19 protein-coding genes are annotated in these 22,100 nt (G+C 70.2%); 8 read left to right on the forward strand and 11 right to left on the reverse strand.

Going from position 1 to position 22,100, the window contains the following annotated elements; translation table 11 throughout:
* Positions 1-29: 29 nt before the first annotated feature.
* Positions 30-1,757, forward strand: coding sequence for a gamma-glutamyltransferase (gene ggt / locus ACW5E8_RS13515; RefSeq protein WP_456966050.1), 1,728 nt, complete (start codon positions 30-32; stop codon positions 1,755-1,757).
* A 90-nt stretch (positions 1,758-1,847) separates the two neighbouring features.
* Positions 1,848-2,876, forward strand: a complete 1,029-nt coding sequence (locus ACW5E8_RS13520; RefSeq protein ID WP_456966051.1) for a hypothetical protein — start codon at positions 1,848-1,850, stop codon at positions 2,874-2,876.
* Between the two features lie 38 nt (positions 2,877-2,914).
* Here the strand turns inward: ACW5E8_RS13520 and ACW5E8_RS13525 are convergent, their stop codons facing one another.
* From ACW5E8_RS13525 to ACW5E8_RS13570, 10 genes are all read right to left on the reverse strand, one after another.
* The gene (locus ACW5E8_RS13525; protein WP_456966052.1) at positions 2,915-3,640 is read right to left on the reverse strand and encodes an ankyrin repeat domain-containing protein; all 726 of its coding nucleotides are present in this window, start codon (positions 3,638-3,640) and stop codon (positions 2,915-2,917) included.
* 122 nt (positions 3,641-3,762) lie between these two features.
* Positions 3,763-5,421: an Mbeg1-like protein gene (locus tag ACW5E8_RS13530; RefSeq protein WP_456966053.1), complete on the reverse strand. Its 1,659-nt coding sequence runs from the start codon at positions 5,419-5,421 to the stop codon at positions 3,763-3,765.
* Between the two features lie 97 nt (positions 5,422-5,518).
* Positions 5,519-6,877 (reverse strand): putative porin, encoded by a 1,359-nt coding sequence (locus ACW5E8_RS13535; RefSeq protein ID WP_456966054.1) that lies wholly within the window; start codon positions 6,875-6,877, stop codon positions 5,519-5,521.
* A 34-nt stretch (positions 6,878-6,911) separates the two neighbouring features.
* The gene (locus ACW5E8_RS13540) at positions 6,912-8,258 is read right to left on the reverse strand and encodes a DUF3100 domain-containing protein (RefSeq protein WP_456966055.1); all 1,347 of its coding nucleotides are present in this window, start codon (positions 8,256-8,258) and stop codon (positions 6,912-6,914) included.
* A gap of 53 nt (positions 8,259-8,311) precedes the next feature.
* Complete coding sequence (locus ACW5E8_RS13545) at positions 8,312-8,509, reverse strand: tautomerase family protein (protein ID WP_456966056.1); 198 nt, start codon at positions 8,507-8,509, stop codon at positions 8,312-8,314.
* Between the two features lie 3 nt (positions 8,510-8,512).
* On the reverse strand, positions 8,513-9,280 hold the full coding sequence (locus tag ACW5E8_RS13550) for a 2-keto-4-pentenoate hydratase (protein WP_456966057.1): 768 nt from the start codon (positions 9,278-9,280) through the stop codon (positions 8,513-8,515).
* A complete protein-coding gene (gene dmpG / locus ACW5E8_RS13555; RefSeq protein ID WP_456966058.1) occupies positions 9,277-10,302 on the reverse strand; it encodes a 4-hydroxy-2-oxovalerate aldolase in 1,026 nt (341 codons plus the stop codon). Before dmpG ends, ACW5E8_RS13550 begins: the two co-directional genes overlap by 4 nt.
* Positions 10,302-11,243: an acetaldehyde dehydrogenase (acetylating) gene (locus ACW5E8_RS13560; protein WP_456966059.1), complete on the reverse strand. Its 942-nt coding sequence runs from the start codon at positions 11,241-11,243 to the stop codon at positions 10,302-10,304. Before ACW5E8_RS13560 ends, dmpG begins: the two co-directional genes overlap by 1 nt.
* Positions 11,244-11,247: 4 nt before the next feature.
* On the reverse strand, positions 11,248-12,060 hold the full coding sequence (locus ACW5E8_RS13565) for a 2-keto-4-pentenoate hydratase (protein ID WP_456966060.1): 813 nt from the start codon (positions 12,058-12,060) through the stop codon (positions 11,248-11,250).
* Positions 12,041-13,528 (reverse strand): 2-hydroxymuconic semialdehyde dehydrogenase, encoded by a 1,488-nt coding sequence (locus ACW5E8_RS13570; RefSeq protein WP_456966061.1) that lies wholly within the window; start codon positions 13,526-13,528, stop codon positions 12,041-12,043. Before ACW5E8_RS13570 ends, ACW5E8_RS13565 begins: the two co-directional genes overlap by 20 nt.
* A 244-nt stretch (positions 13,529-13,772) precedes the next feature.
* On the opposite strand from ACW5E8_RS13570, the gene ACW5E8_RS13575 reads away from it, so the two are divergent.
* From ACW5E8_RS13575 to ACW5E8_RS13595, 5 genes are read left to right on the forward strand one after another with little or no spacing between them, the layout of a single operon-like run.
* Positions 13,773-14,927: an amidohydrolase gene (locus ACW5E8_RS13575; protein WP_456966062.1), complete on the forward strand. Its 1,155-nt coding sequence runs from the start codon at positions 13,773-13,775 to the stop codon at positions 14,925-14,927.
* A 37-nt stretch (positions 14,928-14,964) separates the two neighbouring features.
* Positions 14,965-15,864 carry a hypothetical protein gene (locus tag ACW5E8_RS13580; RefSeq protein ID WP_456966063.1) on the forward strand — a complete coding sequence of 300 codons (900 nt, stop codon included), beginning with the start codon at positions 14,965-14,967 and terminating at the stop codon, positions 15,862-15,864.
* Positions 15,861-16,718 carry a VOC family protein gene (locus ACW5E8_RS13585; protein WP_456966064.1) on the forward strand — a complete coding sequence of 286 codons (858 nt, stop codon included), beginning with the start codon at positions 15,861-15,863 and terminating at the stop codon, positions 16,716-16,718. The genes ACW5E8_RS13580 and ACW5E8_RS13585 overlap by 4 nt, the downstream gene beginning before the upstream one ends.
* Complete coding sequence (locus tag ACW5E8_RS13590; RefSeq protein ID WP_456966065.1) at positions 16,715-17,419, forward strand: class II aldolase/adducin family protein; 705 nt, start codon at positions 16,715-16,717, stop codon at positions 17,417-17,419. Before ACW5E8_RS13585 ends, ACW5E8_RS13590 begins: the two co-directional genes overlap by 4 nt.
* The gene (locus tag ACW5E8_RS13595) at positions 17,419-18,066 is read left to right on the forward strand and encodes a ChuX/HutX family heme-like substrate-binding protein (RefSeq protein WP_456966066.1); all 648 of its coding nucleotides are present in this window, start codon (positions 17,419-17,421) and stop codon (positions 18,064-18,066) included. The genes ACW5E8_RS13590 and ACW5E8_RS13595 overlap by 1 nt, the downstream gene beginning before the upstream one ends.
* Here ACW5E8_RS13595 and ACW5E8_RS13600 read toward each other — a convergent pair.
* A complete protein-coding gene (locus ACW5E8_RS13600; protein WP_456966067.1) occupies positions 18,063-18,794 on the reverse strand; it encodes a GntR family transcriptional regulator in 732 nt (243 codons plus the stop codon). The two genes, ACW5E8_RS13595 and ACW5E8_RS13600, sit on opposite strands and share 4 nt — an antisense overlap.
* Before the next feature lie 325 nt (positions 18,795-19,119).
* Between ACW5E8_RS13600 and ACW5E8_RS13605 the strand changes: the two genes are divergently transcribed.
* Complete coding sequence (locus ACW5E8_RS13605; protein ID WP_456966068.1) at positions 19,120-22,098, forward strand: TonB-dependent receptor plug domain-containing protein; 2,979 nt, start codon at positions 19,120-19,122, stop codon at positions 22,096-22,098.
* Positions 22,099-22,100 lie beyond the last annotated feature (2 nt).

A 22,100-nucleotide genomic window follows, 5' to 3' on the forward strand; every position in this document is an offset into this window, starting at 1 on the left:
GTTTCCCGCAGCCTCCGGCCCGCATCGCCATGTCCATCCGCGTCCCGCTTGCCCTTGCCGCGCTGCTGTTCGCCACGGCGCCCTCGGCTGCCGCCGACCGCATCACCGGCCAGCCCTTCGCCACCCGCAGCGAAGTGCATGCGCCGCAGGCCATGGCCGCGACCTCGCACCCGCTCGCCACGCAGATCGCGCTGGACGTGATGAAGGCCGGCGGCTCGGCGGTGGACGCCGCCATCGCCGCCAATGCGGCCCTGGGGTTGATGGAGCCGACCGGCAACGGCATCGGCGGCGACCTGTTCGCGATCGTCTGGGACCCGAAGACGCAGCGGCTGCACGGCTACAACGGCTCCGGCCGCTCGCCGATGTCGCTGGCAGCGGCCGAGTTCGAACGGCGCGGCCTGGCCGACATCCCGGCGCACGGCCCGCTCCCGGTGACGGTGCCGGGCGCGGTCGACGGCTGGTTCGCGCTGCACGAACGCTTCGGCAAGCGCACGATGGCCCAGAACCTCGCGCCCACGATCCGCTATGCGCGCGACGGCCATCCCGTGCACGAGACCATCGCCTATTACTGGGCGCGCTCGGTGCCGCGGCTGTCGAAGTGGCCGGGCTTCAGCGAGCAGTTCACCGTCGCGGACGCGGCGGGTGGCGAGCGCCGCGCACCGCGCAACGGCGAGACCTGGAAGAACCCGAACCTCGCAGACACCCTGCAGAAGATCGCCGACGGCGGCCGCGACGCGTTCTACAGCGGCGACATCGCGCGCACGATGGATGCCTACTTCAGGCAGCACGACGGCTTCCTGACCCATGACGACCTGGCCGCCCACCGCGGCGAGTGGGTGGAGCCGGTGTCCACCAATTACCGCGGCCATGACGTCTGGGAGCTGCCGCCCAACGGCCAGGGCATCGCCGCGCTGCAGATCCTGAACCTGCTGGAGCCCTACGACCTCGCGTCCTACGGCTTCGGCAGCCCCGAGCACGTGCACCTGTTCGTCGAGGCCAAGAAGATCGCCTTCGCCGACCGCGCGCGCTGGTATGCCGATCCCGCCTTCCATCCGGCGCCGGTGGCGAAGCTGATCTCAAAGGACCATGCCCGCGAGCGCGGCAAATTGATGTCGATCGACCGCGTGCTGCGTGAAGTGCAGCCGGCCACGCCGAAGCAGCTCGACGAAGGCGACACCATCTACCTCACCACCGCCGATGCCGACGGCATGATGGTGTCGCTGATCCAGTCCAACTACCGCGGCATGGGCAGCGGCATGGCGCCGCCGGGGCTGGGCTTCATCCTGCAGGACCGCGGCGAGCAGTTCGTGCTCGGTGACCCGGAACATCCCAACGCCTACGCCCCGGGCAAGCGGCCCTTCCACACCATCATTCCCGCGTTCGTGACCAGGGACGGCCAGCCGTGGCTGTCCTATGGCCTGATGGGCGGCGCGATGCAGCCGCAGGGACACGTGCAGATCCTGCTCAACATGATCGACTTCGGCATGAACCTGCAGGAAGCCGGCGACGCGCCGCGCATCCACCATGACGGCTCCACCGAGCCCGCGGGCCGCGCGACGGTGATGTCCGACGGCGGCTGGATCGAACTGGAATCGGGTTTCCCGCAGGTCACGGTGCGCGCGCTGATGGGCCGCGGGCACTCGGTGCGCTCCGCGCTCGGTCCATTCGGCGGCTACCAGGCGATCATGGTGAATCCGCACGGCGGCTGGACCGGTGCCAGCGAATCGCGCAAGGACGGGCAGGCCGCCGGCTACTGAACGGACGCTTGCGCCGCGTGCCCGGCGTGGCATCGCCGGCACGCCGGCGCGGATATGCTGCGGACGGTCGATCACGAGATGGAGCCGTGCATGCGCATCCGATTCCTGCTGCTGCCCTTCCTGCTGCTGCCCGCGCTGTCCGCGCCTGCGCTTGCGCAGATGCAACAGCCGCCCGAACCCACCCAGGAAGAACTGGAGCGTGCGCAGCAGCGTGCCGAAGCCTGGCAGGCCTACAGCCTGCGCGTGGCGCGCGCGCTGGGGCGCTCGGACGGTGCCCGCGACCTGGCATTGGCCGCGGTGCTGGAAGCAACGGCGCGCCCGAACGAAGGTGCCACCGTGCTGGCCGCCGATGCCGCGCGTTGGCGTGCCGAAGCGGCCACCAAGGGCGCGGGTGACACCATCACCCAGCAGCTGCTGGTGGCCGCCGCCATGGTGGGTGACCACCAGGCCGGGGCCGCTGCAGCGGCGCGCCGCTGGCAGTCGCTCGAGCCGGGCAACCTCGCGCCGGTGATGTTCCAGGGGCTGGATGCCGAAGGCGTGCTCGCGGCTGCCGCGCAGTCGGGCCGCAACACGCCCGACCCGTATCCGCTGCAGCGCTGGGCCGCCGGCGCGCTGCGCCGCCATCCGCCGACCGCGTCGGAATGGGCGACGTTGGACGACGGCGCGCGCCCGTCGAATGAGGTCCACGCCGCAGGCTGGGCGGCATCGCTGCAGGCCCTGCTGCTGCCGGACTACCGCGAGGTGCTGGGTGCATGCACTGGCCGCGAGCTGCGCGCGCCCGGTCGCGCCGCGGCCTGCGGCCGCATGGCGGAACTACTGCTGGCGCGGCCGCAGACCGTGCTCGACGAGCGCATCGGCCTGTCGATGGCACGCGAGCAGGCGGGAAGTGCGGCCGAGGCGGGCGCCCTGGATGCGCGCCGTCGCGGCGTCGACTGGCGCCAGGAGCAGCTGGGCGAACTGGCCATGCGCGAGGATGGCGATGACGCGGCGTTCGCACGCCTGCTGGCCGATCCCTCGCTCGATACCGAAGACCAGTTGGGGCGCCGCCTGCTGTCCGCCGCCGGTGTGGCGATCGAACCGCCGGCCGGCTGGCAGGCGCCTTGGCAGCGCCGGCGCTGATCGCGCGCCGGGAAAGCTGAGGAAACGCGCGCGCGGCCTCAGCCGCGCGGCTGCACCGTGATGCCTTCCGCCTCGAGCAAGGCGTCGATCTTTGCGAGGTCGCGGCGGGTGGAAGCGTTGAGCAGTTTCGGATCGCCGCGATACAGGTAGTCCTGGAAGGTCGCGCCGGTGCGGTCGGTGGCGCGCGGGTCGGCGCCGCCTTCCAGGAAGCGCAGCACCGCGGCGGAATCCTTCACCAGCGCCGCCTGGTGCAGCGGCGTGGTGCCGTTGCGGTCGGCCACGTCCAGGCGCGCGCCCGCGCGCAGCAGCATGTCGATGTTGTCCTCGCTGTCGGCGCGCAGCGCGTCGTACAGCGGCGTCGCGCCGGTCACGGTGTTCGGCGTGTCGGGCGACATGCCGTGTTCGAGCAGCGCGTCCAGCCAGCCCTCGCTCTTGCCCATGGCGGCCAGGTGCAGCGCGGTGCGGCCGTCGCGGTCGCCCAGCGCGGGATCGGCGCCCAGCGCGAGCAGCAGGCGGAACGCGCCGCGATCGCCGGCTTTCATCGCCCACTGCAGCAGCGGCTGGCCCTGCTCGTCGACGGCGTTGGGGTTGGCGCCGGCGGCCAGCAGCTCGCGTGCGAGCGTTTCGTCGCCGCCCGTGATGGCGGCGGCGAACTGCGCGTTGCCGGGGTTTTCGAAGGCCTTGCCTGGAGTCACATCTGTCCCTTGCCGGGCACAGCCGGCGGTGGAGGCGAGCATCAGCGACGCGGCCAGGAGCGCGCGCACGCAATGCCGCGCCGTCCAGGAAGGCGGCGCGGCGGGTGTGCGTGCGGGGGCGGCGTCGGGCATGGCGACCAAGGTACTACGCCGGAGCTTCAGCCTGCGCGCGGGTCAAGCGCACGCCGGGATCAGAACCAGTTCCGGGGGTTCAGCGTCTCGCCCAGCCACTGCACGCCGTCGGCCGTCGCCTGGCCCACGTCGCCCGCGAAGTCGGCCACGGCCTCGACGCCGTCGCCGACCACGTCGGTCACGGTGTCGATGGCGCTACCGACGGCATCGGCCACGTCGCTCACCACCTGGCCGCTGCCTTCGACGACGCCGGCCACGGCGTCGAGCGGTGCGTCGAGGCCGGTGGCGTCGCCGATGTCACGCAGCAGGCCGCCGCCGGCGTTGGCCAGGTTCTGGGTGGTGTCGCCGACCAGGCCGAGGGCGCCGTCGGCGATGTCGCCGACGCTGTCGATACCGAAGTCGAGCACGTCGCCAAGCACCTGGGCGACGCCGTCGACGTTGTCGCCCTGGGCGAATTCGCTGCCGGCCTGGCCGAAGCCGTCAACCATCTCGGCGCCGTTGCTCCAGAGGTCGCCAACCACGTCCTGGCCCTGGCGGATCACGCTGCCGAGCTGGTTGAGGTTGTACTCGCCCAGGCGCTCGAGGCCGTCGCGGCCGACGTTGCCGACCACGCCGATGGTCTCGCCGAGCACGTCGCCGCCGACGTCGAGTAGCTGGTCCGTGGCCCAGCCGAGGCCGGGACGGCCGCCGGCGGTGAGCAGGTCGCCTGCAAGGTCGCCGATGCGGTCGAGGCCGTTGTTGACCGTGTCCCCGAACTGTTCGGGACCGGTCGGGCGCGTGGATGGATCGTATGCGGCGTTCTGGCGCAGGGCATCGACGTAGGAGGCACCATCGCCGCCGCCGCCGTGCAGGGCCTTGAGGTCGCCCAGCCCGCCCATGCCCGCGGGCGGGTCGATGCGCAGCTCGTGGCCGACCGCGTTGGGCGGCGACATGCCCAGCAACGGAATGATCGGCAGGTCCTGCTGCGCGCCGTTGAGCGGATCGCCATTGACGATGTAGCGGCGCAGCTGGCCGCTGTCGGCGGCGTCTTCGCGGACGGCGTTGGGATTGAAGCCCAGCGACTCGAGTGTCTGGTCGCTGAGCCCGGATGCATTGAAGGTCACGCCCGGCACGCCCGTGGCGAGCGAGGCGGCCGAAGCGAGGCCGCCACCAAGCGAGTGCCCGGTGAAGGCGACGTTGCCATCGCCGAAGACGCGGTGCGCGGCCTCGGCGAGCGCCACGGCATCCCGGTACTGGCCGCTTTCGAAGCCCAGGCCCTGCAGCGCGTTGTCGTCGGCGTCGCCGGTGGGCGAGAGGCCCCAGTCGTCGGTGCCGCGGTAGGCCACCACGTACTGGCCCTGGTCGTTCTGGTAGATCGCAGCGTCGAAGCCTTCCGACGTGCTGAGCAGCGTCGGGTCGATCGGAATCTCGTTGCCCTGGGCGTCGACCAGCGAGTTGCCGTCGGCGCTGGGCTCCAGCTGTGTCCAGCCCGCCTCGGCCAGCGCCTGCTCGGTCTGCGGGTTGTCGGCGGCATAGACGTCGTTGGCCATCATCGCCAGCTGCAGGTCAAGGTCGGGCTGCGGCTGCGTGCCCGACACCTGGTTTGCGAAGGTGCCGTCGCCCTGCGGATAGCGGTTGGCGACCTGCTGCAGCGGTGGCGGCGTCTGCAGGCCCGGTGCGAAGCGGTCGAGCCGCAGCTGGTCGGCGGTGCACAGCTGGTTGGCAATGTGGAGGCTCATGGCCGGCTCCCTGGATCGATGCCATGAGCCTATCCAGCCCGGGCCGGGGCGCCAGCTGGGAGTGACCCTAGTCGGGTGCGCGTGCTCCAGCCGGGGCTCAAAAGTTCACGAGGAACGCCAGGCGGACCCGGTCGAGCCAGTCGTCGGGGTCCCGGGTGCCCGCGTACAGCGCGCTGTAGGGCTTGTAGTGGTACCAGTAGGCGCTGAGCATCGTGCGCGGCGCGGGCACGTAGTCCACGCTCAGCGCATGCAGGCGATAGTTGGTCCCGAGGCCGATGTTGTCGTGCGAAAACGCTGCCAGCACGGCATCGGCTTCGGCCACCGAATATCCCCAGGTGAAGCGCCAGTCGCCGGGCGCCGCGGCCTTGCCCAGCATGAGGTCGACGCCGTAGCCGGTGTCCGCATCGACCCGGGCGCCGAGGTTCTTCACGTAATCGACGGCCAGCCGCAGCGGCCATTGCGCGTCGAGCCCGGTCCAGGTGACGCCGGCCATGGCGTTGGCAAGATGGAAGTCGGACAGATAGCTGCCGTCGGGCGCGCGCAGGTTGCTGCGGAAGTCCCCGTTGTCGGCGCCGGCCAGACTGCCAAGCCCGTAGCGGTAGTAGGCGGCATGGACATCGAAGGCCCAGGCCTGGTCGGCCGGTGACACATAGCCGAGCTGGCCGCCGAACATGCGGCTGTCCGGCCCCGCGGCGTCTTCGTCGACGAGGAAGGCGAGGGCGTTGGCGCGCACGGTGCCGCCGGTGGCCAGCGGTGCCTGCCACGTGGCGCCGATGCCCTGCGGATTGACGTCGCCGTCCCAGACCAGGTCGCTGCGCACGAACGGCTGCGGCATCTTGCCGCCGTACAGGCTGAGGCGGCCGGCGTCGAACCGGACGTAGGCCATGTCGAGGCTCACCTCGAGGTCGTCGAGCCAATTGGACAGCTGCACGTCGCTGCTGTTGGGATCATTGGCGTCGCCGGTGGCCAGGCGCGCGCCGACGGTGACGCGGTCGCTGGCCGCCCAGGTGGCGCCGAGGCGGCCGCGCACCTGCATGCTGCTGCGGTTCCTGGCGCCGTCGTCCGACCCGTCGCCCTGCGCCCGCAGACGGAAGTCGCCCGAGACCCTGAGCCGGGGTGAAGCGTCGGCGGGGGCCGCGGCCACCGATGCCGGCGCTGGGACCGGCGCCGGCGTCGGCGCAGCGGTTGCCAAGGCAGTTGTCGGCGCAGGAGCGGTGGCTTCGCCGGCAAGCCGGAGCAGCCAGTCTTCGAGCCGCTGGATCCTGGCATCGCGCTCGGCCTGTTCGGCCTTCAGTGCCTCGAGCTCGTTGCGCAGGGCGGCGATGTTGTCGGGGGCGGCTTCCTGTGCATGCGCGATGCTTATGGCGGACGCGAACAGCGCCAAGGCAAGCAGCCTGGCGCTTGGACGTCGCCTGCCATCGGCCGGTTGGGTGTCGTTCGTGCATGGCATCGACATGCCGGGCTCCTGGTGGATGGCCGGTGGCCTCACGTCAATGGAACAGCTCGGCGATCGTCGCCGAACCGAGGAAGGCGCCGGTGGCCGCGGTCAGCGACACCAGCACGATCCGCCAGCCGAGGCGGCGGAACATCGGCAGCTTGCGCGCGACCGAGAAGCCGGCCAGCGCCAGCACGGTGGTGGTGATGCTCATGAACTCCACCTGCTTGACGACAGTGGTGACGCCGTCGGCCAGCGGCCAGGCACCGGGGATCGTGGCCAGCGTGGCCGCCACCGCCAGGAACAGCATCAGTGGCAGCTTCGGCAGGGCGCGCTTGAGCGCGAGCCCGAGCAGCACGATGCCCACCATCACGCCCGCGCCCGGCAGGGTCTGCAGCGGCGGCACGCTGTGGCCGATGGCGTTGCTGACGGTGATGCCTGCCACCATCAGCAGCAGGGCGAGGAGCCCGTCGACGAAGGTCGGTGTGTCGTCCTCGTCTTCCAGCGCTTCGTCCGGATCGAGGCGATCGGCCACCGGCGCGTGCCGTGCGAGCGCGGTCCGGCCCAATACCGGTTCCAGGCGCACGTACAGCCAGTTGCACAGCGGCAGGGTGATGAACACCGCAACGTAGAAACCGACCACGCCGGCGATCAGGTTCGCCGCGCCGGCGATCGCCGTGAGTTCGCGCGCGATCTCCGGGGAGTGCCCGGCCGTGATCGGGCCGAGTGCCGCCGCCATCAGGCTGCCCGAACCGATGCCGGCGCCCATGGCGAGCGAGCGCGGATCGAAGATGCCAAGCGACGCCACGAAGCTCGCCAGCAGGGTGATGTACACCGCGCCCAGCACGGTGCCGGTGATGTACTCGGCCAGTACCCCGCGGCCTTCGGGCGACTGCATGCCGTACTTCTGGCCGATGATGACCATGCCGGTCTCGCGGCCGATCGAGAACGTGGCGCCCACCGTTTCACGCTTGATGCCCAGCAGCAGCGCCAGTGGCAGCGCCAGCACCATCGTGCCGAAGGCGTGGCCCACTTCTTGGAACGCCAGCGCCCAGCCCACCTCGCGCAGCACCGGCATGGAGTAGCCGGCCATCAGGCCCAGCTTCACGATGAAGAGCAGCAGGGCGACGTTGAGCAGCCGGCCCGCATAGCGCTGCACCGGTGGTCCCAGGCGCAGCGCCGCGGGCAGGCGCGCGTGCCAGGCGGCGAGCAGGGTGGTCAGGAGCAGGGCCACGAGCATCGGCAGGATCACGATCTGCGCCGACCACAGCGGCACCGCCATCGGGCCCAGCCACTCGGTCGCGGCAGTCACGGCCAGCACGACCGCAAGGAGCAACCACAGCTTCGGCGGGAACGCCCGGGCGCGGGAAGCGGGAGGCTGCGGGGACACGGCGTCGGGCATGGTCGGGTTCGCTCGGGATGGAGATGCGCGCGGCAGGTGCGGTTGGTGCGATGTCAGCCGGAACCCGGCGGCGGCGATTTTGGTTCACCCGCGGTGAACCAGTCGGCGGGCTCGATCTCATGGAAGATCACGCGCACGGCGGTCACGGGGACGCCGAGGTGCGCGACCGCGGCGTCGGTGACGGCGCGCGCGAACGCGGCCTTCTGCGCATGGCTGCGACCGGCCAGGATGTTGGCGTGGATCAGGGGCATGGATCAGGCCTCGACGTGGAAACCGCAGCGTCCGAGCGACTGCATCTCGAGCGACACGAAGGAGAGGGCGACCAGCGTGCTGGCGGCGGTGGCACCGCCGGCCAGCACGAGGTCGCCCGGGGACAGGGATTCGCCGGCTTCCGCGACCACGCGCGCCGCCGCGACCAGCGAGCGCAGCGGGTGGCCGAGGATGGCCGACGTGGAGCCGAACGCCTGCGGTCGGCCGTCGAAGGCCATCACCAGGCCGAGGTTGTCGAGGTCCGTCGCCGGGCTGCGCCACGGGCCGACGACGAAGCCCGAGGACGAGCTGTTGTCGGCGACCACGTCGGTCAGGGAGAAGCGGAAGTCCTGGTAGCGCGAGTCGATGATTTCCAGCGCAGGCGCGACCGCCTCCACGCAGGCCAGCGCCTGCGCCGCGGTGACACGGCCGGCGAGCGGCTTGCCGATCAGGAAGGCGATCTCCGGCTCCACGCGCGGGTGCACGTAATCCGACAGCGAAACGCTGCCGCCGTCGTCGACCAGCATGCCCGAGGTGAGCCGCCCCCAGATCAGGTCGGACACGCCCATCTGCACCATCTTGGCGCGGCTGGTGAAGCCCATCTTGATGCCGATGCGCGATTCGCCACGCGCCAGTCGGCGTGCAACGCTCGCGTGCTGCACCGCGTAGGCCTCGTCGAGCGTGATCGGCTGTTCGAGTTGCGGCGTGGCCGCAGCGGTATGCGCGGCGGTGTCCAGGCGCTCGGCGAGCGCCCCGATGTCGGCGTGGCTCATCCCGTGGCCTCCTGTGTGTGTTGCGCGACGAGGTCCAGCGCCACGTCGACGATCATGTCTTCCTGTCCGCCCACCATCCTCCGGCGGCCGAGCTCGACCAGGATCGCGCGCGTGTCCAGGCCATGGTCGGCCGCCGCCTTCTCGGCGTGCCGCAGGAAGCTCGAGTACACGCCGGCGTAGCCCAGGCTCAGGGTTTCGCGATCGACGCGCACTGGACGGTCCTGCAGCGGGCGCACCAGGTCGTCGGCGGCGTCCATCAGGCCGAACAGTTCGCAGCCGTGGTTCCAGCCCATGCGCTCGGCGGTGGCGACGAAGACCTCCAGCGGCGCGTTGCCAGCGCCCGCGCCCATGCCGGCCAGCGAGGCATCCACGCGGGTCGCGCCTTCCTCCACCGCGACGATGGAATTGGCCACGCCCAGCGACAGGTTGTGGTGGGCGTGGATGCCGATCTGCGTCTCCGGCCGCAGCGCCTGGCGCAGCGCGCGCACGCGCTCGCGCGTGGCGTCCATGGTCAGTGCGCCTCCCGAGTCGGTGACGTAGACGCAGTGGGCGCCGTACGACTCCATCTTCAGCGCCTGCGCCGCCAGCGCGGCAGGCTCGAGCATGTGCGACATCATCAGGAAGCCCGCGACGTCGATGCCGAGCCGGCGTGCTTCTTCGATGTGCTGGCGGGCGACGTCGGCCTCGGAGCAGTGTGTGGCCACGCGCACCGAGCGCACGCCCGCGGAGACCGCGTCGCGCAGCTCGTGCACCGTGCCGATGCCGGGCAGCAGCAGGGTGGTGACGATGGCGCGCGTGGCGCTTTCTGCCACCGCCTCGATCCACTCGAGGTCGGCGTGCCGGCCGAAGCCGTAGTTGAAGCTGGAGCCGGCGAGCCCGTCGCCGTGCGCGACCTCGATCGCCGCGACCCCGGCCGCGTCCAGCGCGCGGGTGATGGCGCGCACATGTTCGACGCCGTACTGGTGGCGGATGGCGTGCATGCCGTCGCGCAGGGTCACGTCCTGGATGTAGAGGCGATCCATCACGCGGCCTCCGGGGCGAACGACAGTTCGGCGATGCGCTCGGCGGCGGCCAGCGCGGCCGAGGTCATGATGTCGAGGTTGCCGGCGTAGGCCGGCAGGTAGTGGCCGGCGCCTTCCACTTCCAGGAACACGCTCACCTTTAAGCCAGGCGCGGCATCGGGCTGGCGCAGGATCGCCGCGCAGGCCGCGGCGTCGAGCGCTTCGAACTGCAGCGCCTGTTTGAGCCGGTAGCCGGGGACATAGGCGGCCACGCGCGCCACCATCGCCTCGACCGCGGCGCGGATCGCATCGACGTCGCCGCCTTCGGTCAGGCAGTACACGGTGTCACGCATGATCAGCGGCGGCTCGGCCGGATTGAGCACGATGATCGCCTTGCCGCGCGCGGCGCCGCCGACGGTCTCCAGTCCGCGCGCGGTGGTCTGCGTGAACTCGTCGATGTTGGCGCGGGTGCCGGGCCCGGCGGACCGGGAGGCGATGGACGCCACGATCTCGGCATACCTCACCGGCGCCACGCCAGCGACCGCGGCCACGATCGGGATCGTGGCCTGGCCCCCGCAGGTGATCATGTTGATGTTGGGCGCATGGATGTGCGCGTCAAGGTTCACTGCCGGCACCACGTACGGGCCGATGCCCGCGGGCGTGAGGTCGACCACGCGCTTGCCGTCGGCGGCCAGCACCGCGGCGTGGCGCAGGTGCGCGCCGGCCGAGGTGGCATCGAAGACGATGCCGATGTCGTCGTAGCCAGGCAGCGCGCGCAGGGCGTCGAGGCCCTGGTGCGTGGTCGCCACGCCCAGGCGCATCGCGCGCTGCAGGCCGTCCGACGCCGGATCGACGCCGACCAGCGCGCCCATCTCCAGGCGGATGCCGTTGCGCAGCAGCTTCATCATCAGGTCGGTGCCGATGTTGCCGGAGCCGAGGATCGCGACCTTCGTCGTGGTCATGCCGCTACTCCCGCGTGAATGCCGCGCCGACCCGGCCGAGGCCGGAGATCCGCGCTTCGAAGACGTCGCCGGCCGCCACCGGCACCATCGGCCCGAGCGCGCCCGACAGCACGATGTCGCCCGCACGCAGCGGGCGGCCCATGTGCGCGACCGTGCGCGCAAGCCAGGCCACGGCATTGAGCGGATTGCCCAGGCAGGCGGCGCCGCACCCTACCGACACCGGTTCGCCGGACTTCTCCAGGCTCATGCCGCAAAGCACCAGGTCGAGCGTGTCGAGCTTCTTCGGCGAGCCACCGAGCACGTACACGCCCGACGAGGCGTTGTCGGCGATGGTGTCCAGGATCCCGATGCGCCAGTCGCGCACGCGGCTGTCGACCACTTCGATCGCGGGCAGTGCGTAGCCGATGGCATTGAGCACCTGGCCCATGCCCGGGCGCTCGTCGTCGAGGTCGCGCTCCATCACGAACGCGATCTCGGCCTCGACCCGGGGCTGGATCAGGCGCGATAGCGGAATCTCCCGGCCGTCGCCGTATTCCATGTCGTCGAACAGCAGGCCGAAGTCGGGCTGGTCGACGCCCAGCTGCTGCTGCACCGAGGCCGAGGTCAGGCCGATCTTGCGGCCGACCACGCGCCGGCCGGAGGCTTCCGCTTCGCCGGCGAGCAGCGACTGCACCGCGTAGGCCCCTGCCAGTCCCTGCGACTGGAACAGCGTGCCCGGCGGATCACAGGCCACGCCGCTGCGCGCGGCTTCGCCGAGCATGGTGGCGGCGCGGCGAATGCCCGGATCGGTGCGCGCGTCAGAGCTTGATGCAGACATTGCGCAGCTCCGTATAGAACTCCAGCCCGTGCACGCCGCCCTCGCGGCCGATGCCGGATTGCCTGGCGCCACCGAAGGCGGTGCGCAGGTCGCGCAGGAACCAGCAGTTCACCCAGGCCACGCCGACTTCGATCGCGGCGGCGACGCGGTGCCCGCGCGCGAGGTCCTGCGTCCAGATCGTGGTCGCAAGGCCATAGGGGCTCGCGTTGGCGCGGGCGATGGCCTCGTCCTCGCGGTCGAAGGGCGCGACGTGGCAGCAGGGCCCGAAGATCTCCTCGGTGACCACCGAGGAGTCGTCGGCAAGCCCGGTCCAGACGGTGGGCTGGACCCAGTAGCCGCCGGCGAGCGCGGCCGGCATGTCGGGCACGCCGCCGCCGGTGACGACGGTGGCGCCGTCTTCGCGCGCGCGCCGGTAATAGGACAGCACCTTGTCGCGGTGGGCGGCGCTGATCAGCGGGCCGAAGCTGGTGGCCTCGTCGTAGGGCGCGCCGGGCACCAGGGCCTCGGCGGCGGCCTTCAGGCTCTGCACGAACGTGTCGAACACCGGGCGCTCCACATATACGCGCTCGGTGCCCAAGCAGACCTGGCCTGTGTTGAGAAAGGCCGCGCGCGCGATGCCCGCGACCGCGGCATCGAGGTCGCAGTCGGCGAAGACGATGCCGGCGTTCTTGCCGCCCAGTTCGAACGACACCGGACGCACGCCGGCCGCGGCGGCCTTCATGATCGCGGTGCCGGTGCGGGTCTCGCCGGTGAAGGTGATGGCGTCGACGCCGGGGTGTTCGGTCAGGAACTGGCCGGCGCTGTCGGGGCCAAAGCCGTGCACGACGTTGAACACGCCATCGGGCACGCCGGCATCGCGGATTACCTCGGCCAGCAGGGTCGTGGTCGAGGGGGTGTCCTCCGACGGCTTGACCACCACCGTGTTGCCGAAGGCCAGCGCCGGCGCGACCTTCCAGGTCATCAGCAGCAGCGGCAGGTTCCAGGGGCAGATCACCGCGATCACGCCGCGCGGCGTGCGCAGGCCGTAGTTGAGCGCGCCGCGTCCGTCGGGCGTGGGCGTGCGGAAGCTCTCGGTGGCGCTGTTTGCGATCTGGTCGGCGAAGACGTCGAAGTTGGCGGCGCCGCGCGGGATGTCGAGGTGGCTGGCCATCGCCGCCGGCTTGCCGGTGTCGCGGATCTCGGCGGCGAGGAATTCGTCGAAGCGGCTGCGGACACCTTCGGCGATGCGGCGCAGGGCGTCCGCGCGTTGGGCATCGGTAAACCTGGACCAGGGGCCGTGCAGCGCCCTTTGCGCCGCGGCCACTGCTTCGTCGACCATCGCGGCATCGGCTTCGTGCACCAGGCCTGCGACCGCACCGGTGGTCGGGTCGCGATTTTCGAACAGCGCTTGCGACGATGCCCGCGGGCGCCCGTCGATGAAGTGCGTGATGACGGGGAGGCTGGGGTCGGGCGCGGCGGCGAGGGTCATGGTGTCCGTACCGGAAACGGGTGGCGCCGGGATTGGCGGAATTCGGTTGCCCTGCCGACCACGCATGGCGGGGGCTGTTGGGGCAGTCTTGGCGAAAAAGTCGAAATTAGTCAAACGATTCAGGCGAAATATGCCAAACACTGCCTGTTGGATGCAACAAATATCGAAATTAAGTTTGACGTGCTCTGCCGGTTATGGTCCTATCCAGACTCCGCGAGTCCTGCCTCCCGCCATCCGAGTCCCCATGACCTCCATCCATCCCGCGCTCGAGGGTCTTGCCTCCGAAATGGCTGACTGGCGCCAGCGCATCCACGCCTGGCCCGAACTTGGGTTCGAGGAGTTCCGCACCGCCGCCCTGGTGGCCGAAGTGCTGGAGTCGCTGGGCCTCGAGGTGCACACCGGCCTAGGCGGCACCGGCGTGGTGGCCGTGATCGACAGCGGCAAGCCCGGCCTGTCGATCGGCCTGCGCGCGGACATGGACGCGCTGCCGATGGACGAGGAAAACGAACTGCCCTTCCGCTCGCAGCGCGAAGGCGTCGCACATACCTGCGGGCACGATGGCCATACCGCGGCGCTGCTCGGCACCGCCAAGCACCTGGTTGCGCACCCTCCTGCCAGCGGCCGCGTGGTGCTGATCTTCCAGCCGGCCGAAGAAGGCGGGCGCGGCGCGATCAAAATGATCGACGACGGGCTGTTCACCCGATTCCACTGCGATGAGGTCTATGCCTTCCACAACATGCCGCTGCTCGGCCGGGGCCGGGCCAGCGTGCGTCCGGGCGCGACGCTGCAGTCGCTGGCGGTGTTCGAGATCGGGATCGAAGGCGTCGGCGGCCATGCGGCCGCGCCCCACAAGGCGACCGACCCGCTGCAGGTCGCCGCGCGCCTGGCTGTGGAGATCTCCGCCATCGTGGGCCGACACATCGATCCTATGGAAGCCGCGCTGATCAATGTCGGCAAGCTGCAGGCCGGCACCACCCACAACATCATCCCGGCCACGGCCTCGCTCAGCGGCACCATGCGCGCGCTGTCCACCGAGGTGCACGATGCGCTGCAGGCGCGCCTCAAGGCGCTGTGCGAAGGCTATTCCCTGATGTCGGGCTGCAGCATCACCTGCACGTTCCCGCACTCCTGCCCGCCGTGCATCAACGGCCCGGAGCAGTCCACACTGGCCGCACAGGCGATCGCCGATGTGCTCGGCGAAGGCAATGTCGAAACCGACCGCCGCGCCTATCCGTTCTCAGACGATTTTTCGTACATGCTCGAGCAGTGGCCCGGCGCCTACCTGTTCCTGGGCATGGACAGCGCCATGTGCCACCACCCGACCTTCAGCTTCGACGACGGGCTGCTGCCCGTGGCCGCCAGCGTGTTCGCGCGCATCGTGGAGCGGCGGCTGGGCTAGGGGCGCGCATCCGTCACTGCAACCCGGGGAGTACGCAATGACCATCAGCATCGAAGACCTGCGCTACGTGCGCATGGGCAGCGCCGACCCCGTGGCTTCGGCCGCCGCCGCGATGGACCTGCTGGGCATGCAGGAGGCCTGGCGCGCGAACGACGTCGTGGCCCTGCGCAGCGACCATCGCGACTACACCCTGCTGTTCGAGCGCGGCAGCGTGGCGCGGCCGTCGATCGGGCTGGAAGTGCGCGACGAGGCGACATTGGAGCGCGCGGCCACATTGCTGCTTGCGCAGGGCGTGGCCGACATCCGCGACCCGGAACTTGCCGCGCGGCGCCAGGTGCGGGCGTTGCTTGGCTTCACCACGCCCGGCGGGCTGGGCGTGGAGCTGGTGGTGCGTCCCTTGCACAAGGGATGGCGGTTCCACCCGGGCCATGACAGCGGCCTCGTCGGCCTGGCCGCGGTGGCCATCCGCACGCCGGAGATCGCGCGCGACGAAGCGCTCTGGACAGGCGTGTTCGGGATGCGCATCGCCGACTGGATCGGCGACGCCGCTTACTTGGGGTTCGACCGCGCCCACCACCGCCTGTCGCTGCATCCTTCGGACGCGGCCGGGCTGGTGTCGGTGGAGTTCGGGCTCGAGTCCTGCGACAAGGTGATGCAGCTGTCCTACCGCGCCCGCGAGCAGGGGCTGCCGCTGCGCCACGGGCCGGGCCGGCGCTGCACGTCGGACCAGGTATTCCTGAGTGTTGAGGGTGCCGACGGCACGCTGTACACCGCGGTGGCCGAGGGAAGCGAGCCGGGCGACGATGCGAGGCCGCGCCAGTTTTCCCCGGTGCCGTCGTCGTACTGCGCCTGGGGCAGCGCCTGCGACATTCCCGAGTACTGCGCCCAGGGCGTCGGGCGCCCGCGGCCGCAGCTGCGCGAGGTGGGCAAGCCGTGATCAGGCTGCGCGATGTCTGCTACGTGCGACTGGGCACGCGCGACCTCGCGGCCGCAACCAGCTACGCCACTGCCATCCTCGGCCTGGAGGTCGGCGAAACAGCCGGCCATGCCGCCTATTTCCGCTCCGACCAGCGCGAACACACGCTGTATTATTTCGAGGGCGACCCGGCCGACCAAGTGGTCGCGTTCGAGGTCGATGCCATGGCCGAGCTCGAGGCCGCCGCCACGCAGCTCGAGGCGCTTGGCCATGCCGTGCACGTCGGTACGGCCGCCGAGGCCGACCAGCGCAAGGTGCGCGCGTTCATCGGGTTCAATGACCCCACCGGCAACCGCATCGAATTCGCCTGGCGTCCTGCGGTCAGCGGACGGCGCTACCACGGCAGCCGCGACGCCGGGATCACCGGCTTCAGCCATGTCGGCCTGTGCACCACCGACGCCGCGCGCGACGAGCGCTTCTGGACCACTATCTGCAATGCGCGCGTCAGCGACCGCATCGGCGATGCGCCGTTGCTGCGCATCGACGCGATCCACCACAAGATCGCGCTGTTCCCGACCAACCGCGCCGGCATCCAGCACATCAACCACCAGGTCGAACGCACCGACGACGTGCAGCGCTCCTTCAACTTCATCCGCGAGCGCGGGATCCCGGTGGTGTTCGGCCCGGGCAAGCATCCGACGTCGTCGGCGCGCTTCCTGTATTTCGAAGGGCCCGACGGCATGGTGTTCGAGTATTCCTCGGGCGTGTGCGACATCGCCGACGAACTGCTTTACCGCGAGCGCCAGTTCGAGTTCGGGCCCAAGGGCTTCTGCGAGTGGGGCGCCCGGCCCGACATCCGCGAGTTCCGCACGTGAGCGCGGGGGTGCCCACGCCCGGCGCCGACCAGACGCGCCGGGTTCGCGTTGCCGCCCGCGCGCTGGCGCGACAAGGCCTGGTGCATGCCTACGGGCACTGCAGCCTGCGCCTGGACGCAGGCCACTTCCTGGTCGGGCCGTCGAAGCCGCTCGGCCTGGTGGGCGAGGGCGAGGCCTGCACCGTGGTCCCGATCGACGGACCCCTGCCCGAAGGCGTGCTGCCCGAAGTGCGCATCCACCGCGAGATCTACCGCGCCCGCCCCGCGGTCGGCGGCGTCGCCCGCGTGCAGCCGCCGAAGCTGATGAGCCTGGGCGTGCTCGGCCGCACCCCGGTGGCGCGGCACGGTTTCGGCAGCTATTTCCATCCGCGGCCGCCGCTCTGGGACGATCCGCTGCTGGTGCGCGACGACGCCAGCGCGCACGCGCTCGTGCAGCAGCTCGGCGACGCGCGCGCGATCGTGATGCGCGGCAACGGCGCCGTGGTGGCCGGCGACTCGCTGGAGATGGCCGTGGTGCTGGCCTGGTACCTCGAGGACGCGGCCCGGGTCGAACTCGACTGCCTGGCCACCGGCCTCGACGCGACCGCGTTCACCGCGGCCGAGTCCGGCGCGCGTGCCACGTGGAACGGACGGCTGCTTGAACGCATGTGGGACTACCTGGCCCACGGCGACCCCGAACTCACCCTGCCCAAGGACTGCTGATGAATTCCAGGACGCTGCTGTCGCGCCTGCCACTACTGCTCGCGCTCGGCATGGCCGCACCTGCCCATGCGCAGGACCTGTGCGCGTCGGTCGACGATGCCCGCGTGGTCCAGAACTACTACGCCAACATCCGCCCGGGCGGCCCGCCGCCGGCCGCGGCGCGGCTGTACCGCATGCCCGAGGCCACCCTGGTCAGCGCGCTGCACCCGGACCAGGCCTATGGCGTGCGTTCGAACCGCCTGTTCTTCGAGGAGGTCTGGAAGTCCATCGATGCCTGGGGCAAGGACACGAAGATCGGCCTGGTGTTCACGTCGGGCGGCATGCACGCCTGGAACTTCCCCAGCACCGTGCCGCAGACCCAGGCGGGCTACAGCCCGCTCTGGTACGACATGTACGCCGACGACGGCGCGGGCGTGCACGGGCACATCACCCCGCAGGAGGTCGAGCAGATCTGGGCGCTGCAGCTGCCGACCCTGAAGCCCGACAAGTTCACCCGCATCCTCGGCTTCTATGGCCGGGACGGCCACCTGATCGTGGGCCTGTACGTGTCGGAAGGCACCAAGGCCTTCGATCCGAAGGCGGTGGAGGGCTTCGAGCGCACCCGTGAGCTGCTCCGCAGCCATCCGCGGATCTGCAGCCCGGGCTAGGCCCTCGCAGGGGCGCTGCCTTCCAGCGCCTGCATCTTCGACATCGCGTCGCGGACCACGTCATAGGTCCGCATCAGATGATCCTGGGTCAGGCGGCAGGCGCGCACGGCATTGCGGTCCATCGCCGCTTCGAAGATCTCCACGTGCTCGTCGTGCACGAAGCGGCGGCGGTTCGAATAGCTCAGCGACACCCGGCGGTAGCGCTCGGCCTGGTGGTAGAGCAGTTCCTGCAGCTTGGCCAGCCAGGGCGAGTCGCAGGCGGCGATCAGCGCGGTGTGGAAGGCGTGGTTGCGCGCCTCCCACAGGTCCACGAGCGCCTGCGGCGCTGCATCGCCGGACAAAGGGAGTTCGGCTTCCACTTCGCTGAGTCCGGCAAAGGCCGCTCGGACCTGCTGCTCCCAGGCGTCGTCGCCGTGCTCGATCGACAGGCGCAGCGCCTCGGTCTCGACCAGGGTACGCACGCGTGAAATGTCGTCGAGCTCGTCCAGCGACAGCGGCGCCACCCAGAAGCCGCGCTGCTCCTGGGAATTGACCAACTGGTCGCCGACCAGGCGGGCCAAGGCCTCGCGCAGGGGCGACATCCCGATGCCGTACTGCTGGACCAGGGATTCAAGCTTGAGTTTGCTGCCCGGGACCAGGCGTCCGGCAACGATGTCCTGGCGGAGGCGCTGGTAGGCCTGGCGGGCAAGCGTGCGCGCCGACGGCGGCGCCGGATCTGGCTGGCTCATGGATGCAGGATGCTCGCAGGAATTTCGGAAATCAATGCGCAAAACCGTGACGCGATGCAGCATCCGCCACCCCCGATGATTGCGGAAGCAAGTGAGCGAGTGTGCGTAATTGATTGAGAATTATCGATTTTAATCAACATTGTTCGCCGCAGTGACGATCAACCGCCGAGCGGTCCGGTAAAAATATCGGAATTTGTTGACATTCATTCGACGCCTCTGCTCATATCGGCCACCACGTCCATCGCCTGTCACCGCATCAGTGTGATGGAAGAAATCGATCGCCATGCACGGCGATTCACCCATCAGGATCTTCCGGGGAAGCATCATGAGCAAGCGTGCACGTTGTCTTAGGGGAGTGGTCGGCGGCGTCAGCCTGCTGGCGTTGGGAATCTCGGGCGTACTGCAGGCCCAGACGCCGCAGGCCGGAGCCGATGTCGGGCACACGCTGGACACGGTGGTCGTGACCGGCACCAACATCCGTGGCGCCACGCCGGCAGGCAACGAGGTGCTGGTCATCGGCGCCGAGGAGATCAAGGCCAGCGGCAAGGCGACCATCGGCGACTTCCTGCGCGAGCTGCCGGCCAACTTCGCCGGCGGCGTGGGCATGAGCGACAACTCGCAGGGCGGGCAGGACGCGAGCGTGGCCGGCTCGAACATGACCGGCGGCCAGGGCGTGAACCTGCGCGGCCTCGGCGCGCTGTCGACGCTGGTGCTGGTGAACGGCCGCCGCGTCGCCGCGTCCGGGCAGTACGGCGACTTCGTCGACATCTCCAACATCCCGACCAATGCCGTGTCGCACATCGAAGTGCTGCTGGATGGCGCCTCGGCCGTCTACGGATCCGATGCCGTGGGCGGCGTGGTCAACATCCTGCTCAAGCGCAGCGACGACGGCGCGCACACCACCTTCCGCGTCGGCACCACCGACGGCGGCGCCAACCAGTACCAGTTCGGCCAGACCTGGGGCCGGCAGTGGGACGGCGGCGGCATGGTGCTTGGCTATGAGTTCAACCGCCAGGACAACCTGCTCGCGACCGACCTTGGCATCCACAACGGTGGCGACTTCAGCAGCCGGGGTGGCGTCAACTGGCGCCGCGCCGCGGCCCGCGCCGGCAGCGCGGCCAACCTGTTCGCAGGCGGTGCCGCCGGCAACGGCAACGTGGTGTATCGCGTCCCCGGCGGCGCGGGCATCGGCCTCACCGCGGCCGACCTGGTCGCGGTCACCGACGGCGTGGGCAATACCTACAACGCGTGGGAGATGGTCGACATCCTGCCGGAGATGGACCGGCATGCCGCATTCCTCGGCTTCGAGCAGCGCGTCGGCGAGTCCACCGATCTGTATGCCGACCTACGCTATACGCGTCGCCGCGGCGAGTACAACCAGGGCTATCTCCCGCTCTACGGCACTCTCGGTCCGTCCAACCCGTACTTCATCCCGGGCGTGGTGAACAATTTCGGCGTGGTCGTCGACGACCGGCCGCTGGGCCGCGAGGTGGGCGTCGACAGCCTGGCGGCATCGATCGGTGCGAGCTTCGAGCTCGGCGGCAGCTGGCGCGGCGACGCGGCGCTGTCCTACAGCCGCGACGAGCAGAGCCGTGATTCCGACGTGCAGCGCAACGCGAACATCTACGACTACCTGCCCACGACCGCCGGCGGAAGCGTGCAGGCGCCGACCTCGATCCAGTGCAGCCTCGGGCTCCCCGGCAACGCCAGTCCCGCGGCGTTGGCGTACTGCGCGCAGCTCGATTACCAGCCCTTCAATCCCTGGACCACCGAAGGCCTGTCCGAGCAGGTGCTGTCGCAGCTGATCGGCTACGAGAACCTCGACTTCACCTCCTGGCTGGCGCAGGCAAGCTTCAAGGTCGACGGCGACCTGTTCGCGATGGGCGGGGGCACCGCCAAGCTGGCGGCGGGCGTCGACTGGCGGCGCGAGCACATCGGCGGCGAACTCGAGTTCAACTGGCGCAGCATCGAAGACCAGTACGCCCGCTTCGGCACCACGCAGCGCGACGTCACCGCCCTGTTCGCGGAACTTGCGTTCCCGTTGATCGGCAAGGACAACGCCTCGGCGTTCGCGAAGAAGCTCGATCTGTCGATTGCCGGGCGCTACGAGCGCGGCCGCGGCTTGGGCCACTTCTCGACCTTCAACCCGAAGGTCGGCCTGGACTTCAAGCCGACCGATAACCTCAGCCTGCGCGGCAGCTGGGGCACGTCGTTCCATGCGCCGCCCATGCGCTACGCCTACAACGGCGTGCAGCCGATCACGGGCGGCAACGGCGCCTTCATGCGTGCCGACCTGTACAACGCGCCCTGCGACACCACCATGGTGCCGCTCAACGGCGTCACCGGCACCCCGGGCGGTCCGGGCAACTGCACCTTCACCGCGATCGTCGTCAGCGGTGGCGCCGGCCCCACGCTGCGGCCGGAAGAGTCGGAAACCTGGACGCTGGGCTTCGACTACGCGCCCGAGTGGGCCCCGGGCCTGAAGATCGGCGCGAGCTACTTCAACCTGAAGGTCGACGACCGCATCGTGCGCATCCAGGCCGGCGCGCTGGGCGGCATCCTCGCGCAGCTGTTTGCCACCGGCAGCACGCCGTACATCGACAGCCTGGAGATCAACCCCGGCATCGATCGCGTGCGCGCCCTGATCGAGAACGACCCGCGCTACCTCGGGCAGCTGGGCGCGGGTCCGGTGCAGGCGCCCGGGGACGTGGCCATGATCGTCAACGCCACCCAGCTCAATCTCGCCTCGCTGAAGATGGACGGTGTCGACTTCAGCCTGCGCTACGGCTGGGACACCGCGGGCGCCGGTGCCTTCGACGTCTTCGCCCGCGGCACCTGGCTCAAGAGCTACGAGGTCCAGGCCATTCCCGGCGGCGACTACGTCGACCAGCTCGGCAAGTACAGCCCGGTCGGCAACCCGGTGGAGCTGCGTTCGCAGCAGGGCGTGTCGTGGCAGTCCGGCAACGTCCGCGCGACGCTGACCATGAACTACGTCGACGATTACGAATGCGCGAGCGGCTGCTTCGTGCCCAATGCGCAGGGCATGCCGGTGGCGGCCACGCGTCCGGTCAGGATCGATTCCTGGACCACCTTCGACCTCAACGTCGACTACGATCTCTCCGGCATCGGCGGCTTCTTCCAGGATTCGCGCATCAACTTCGCAGCGGTCAACTTCACCAATCGCACCCCGCCCTTCGTCGACGGCGGCACGGCCGCGAACGACTCGCTGGCCGATCCCTACGACCCGGCCAACGCGACGGCGCTGGGCCGTTCGCTGGTCCTGGCCTTCGACAAGCGCTGGTAATC

This window comes from Luteimonas sp. A649 (assembly GCF_054072735.1).

What these genes read in the sequence shown, in the direction of transcription:
- ACW5E8_RS13560 (WP_456966059.1), bottom strand. Translation starts at nt 11,243, where the DNA reads ATGACCACGACGAAGGTCGCGATCCTCGGCTCCGGCAACATCGGCACC.
- ACW5E8_RS13540 (WP_456966055.1), bottom strand. Translation starts at nt 8,258, where the DNA reads ATGCCCGACGCCGTGTCCCCGCAGCCTCCCGCTTCCCGCGCCCGGGCG.
- ACW5E8_RS13565 (WP_456966060.1), bottom strand. Translation starts at nt 12,060, where the DNA reads ATGTCTGCATCAAGCTCTGACGCGCGCACCGATCCGGGCATTCGCCGC.
- ACW5E8_RS13595 (WP_456966066.1), top strand. Translation starts at nt 17,419, where the DNA reads ATGAATTCCAGGACGCTGCTGTCGCGCCTGCCACTACTGCTCGCGCTC.
- ACW5E8_RS13580 (WP_456966063.1), top strand. Translation starts at nt 14,965, where the DNA reads ATGACCATCAGCATCGAAGACCTGCGCTACGTGCGCATGGGCAGCGCC.
- ACW5E8_RS13520 (WP_456966051.1), top strand. Translation starts at nt 1,848, where the DNA reads ATGCGCATCCGATTCCTGCTGCTGCCCTTCCTGCTGCTGCCCGCGCTG.
- dmpG (WP_456966058.1), bottom strand. Translation starts at nt 10,302, where the DNA reads ATGGATCGCCTCTACATCCAGGACGTGACCCTGCGCGACGGCATGCAC.
- ggt (WP_456966050.1), top strand. Translation starts at nt 30, where the DNA reads ATGTCCATCCGCGTCCCGCTTGCCCTTGCCGCGCTGCTGTTCGCCACG.
- ACW5E8_RS13550 (WP_456966057.1), bottom strand. Translation starts at nt 9,280, where the DNA reads ATGAGCCACGCCGACATCGGGGCGCTCGCCGAGCGCCTGGACACCGCC.
- ACW5E8_RS13575 (WP_456966062.1), top strand. Translation starts at nt 13,773, where the DNA reads ATGACCTCCATCCATCCCGCGCTCGAGGGTCTTGCCTCCGAAATGGCT.
- ACW5E8_RS13605 (WP_456966068.1), top strand. Translation starts at nt 19,120, where the DNA reads ATGAGCAAGCGTGCACGTTGTCTTAGGGGAGTGGTCGGCGGCGTCAGC.
- ACW5E8_RS13600 (WP_456966067.1), bottom strand. Translation starts at nt 18,794, where the DNA reads ATGAGCCAGCCAGATCCGGCGCCGCCGTCGGCGCGCACGCTTGCCCGC.
- ACW5E8_RS13535 (WP_456966054.1), bottom strand. Translation starts at nt 6,877, where the DNA reads ATGTCGATGCCATGCACGAACGACACCCAACCGGCCGATGGCAGGCGA.
- ACW5E8_RS13545 (WP_456966056.1), bottom strand. Translation starts at nt 8,509, where the DNA reads ATGCCCCTGATCCACGCCAACATCCTGGCCGGTCGCAGCCATGCGCAG.
- ACW5E8_RS13530 (WP_456966053.1), bottom strand. Translation starts at nt 5,421, where the DNA reads ATGAGCCTCCACATTGCCAACCAGCTGTGCACCGCCGACCAGCTGCGG.
- ACW5E8_RS13570 (WP_456966061.1), bottom strand. Translation starts at nt 13,528, where the DNA reads ATGACCCTCGCCGCCGCGCCCGACCCCAGCCTCCCCGTCATCACGCAC.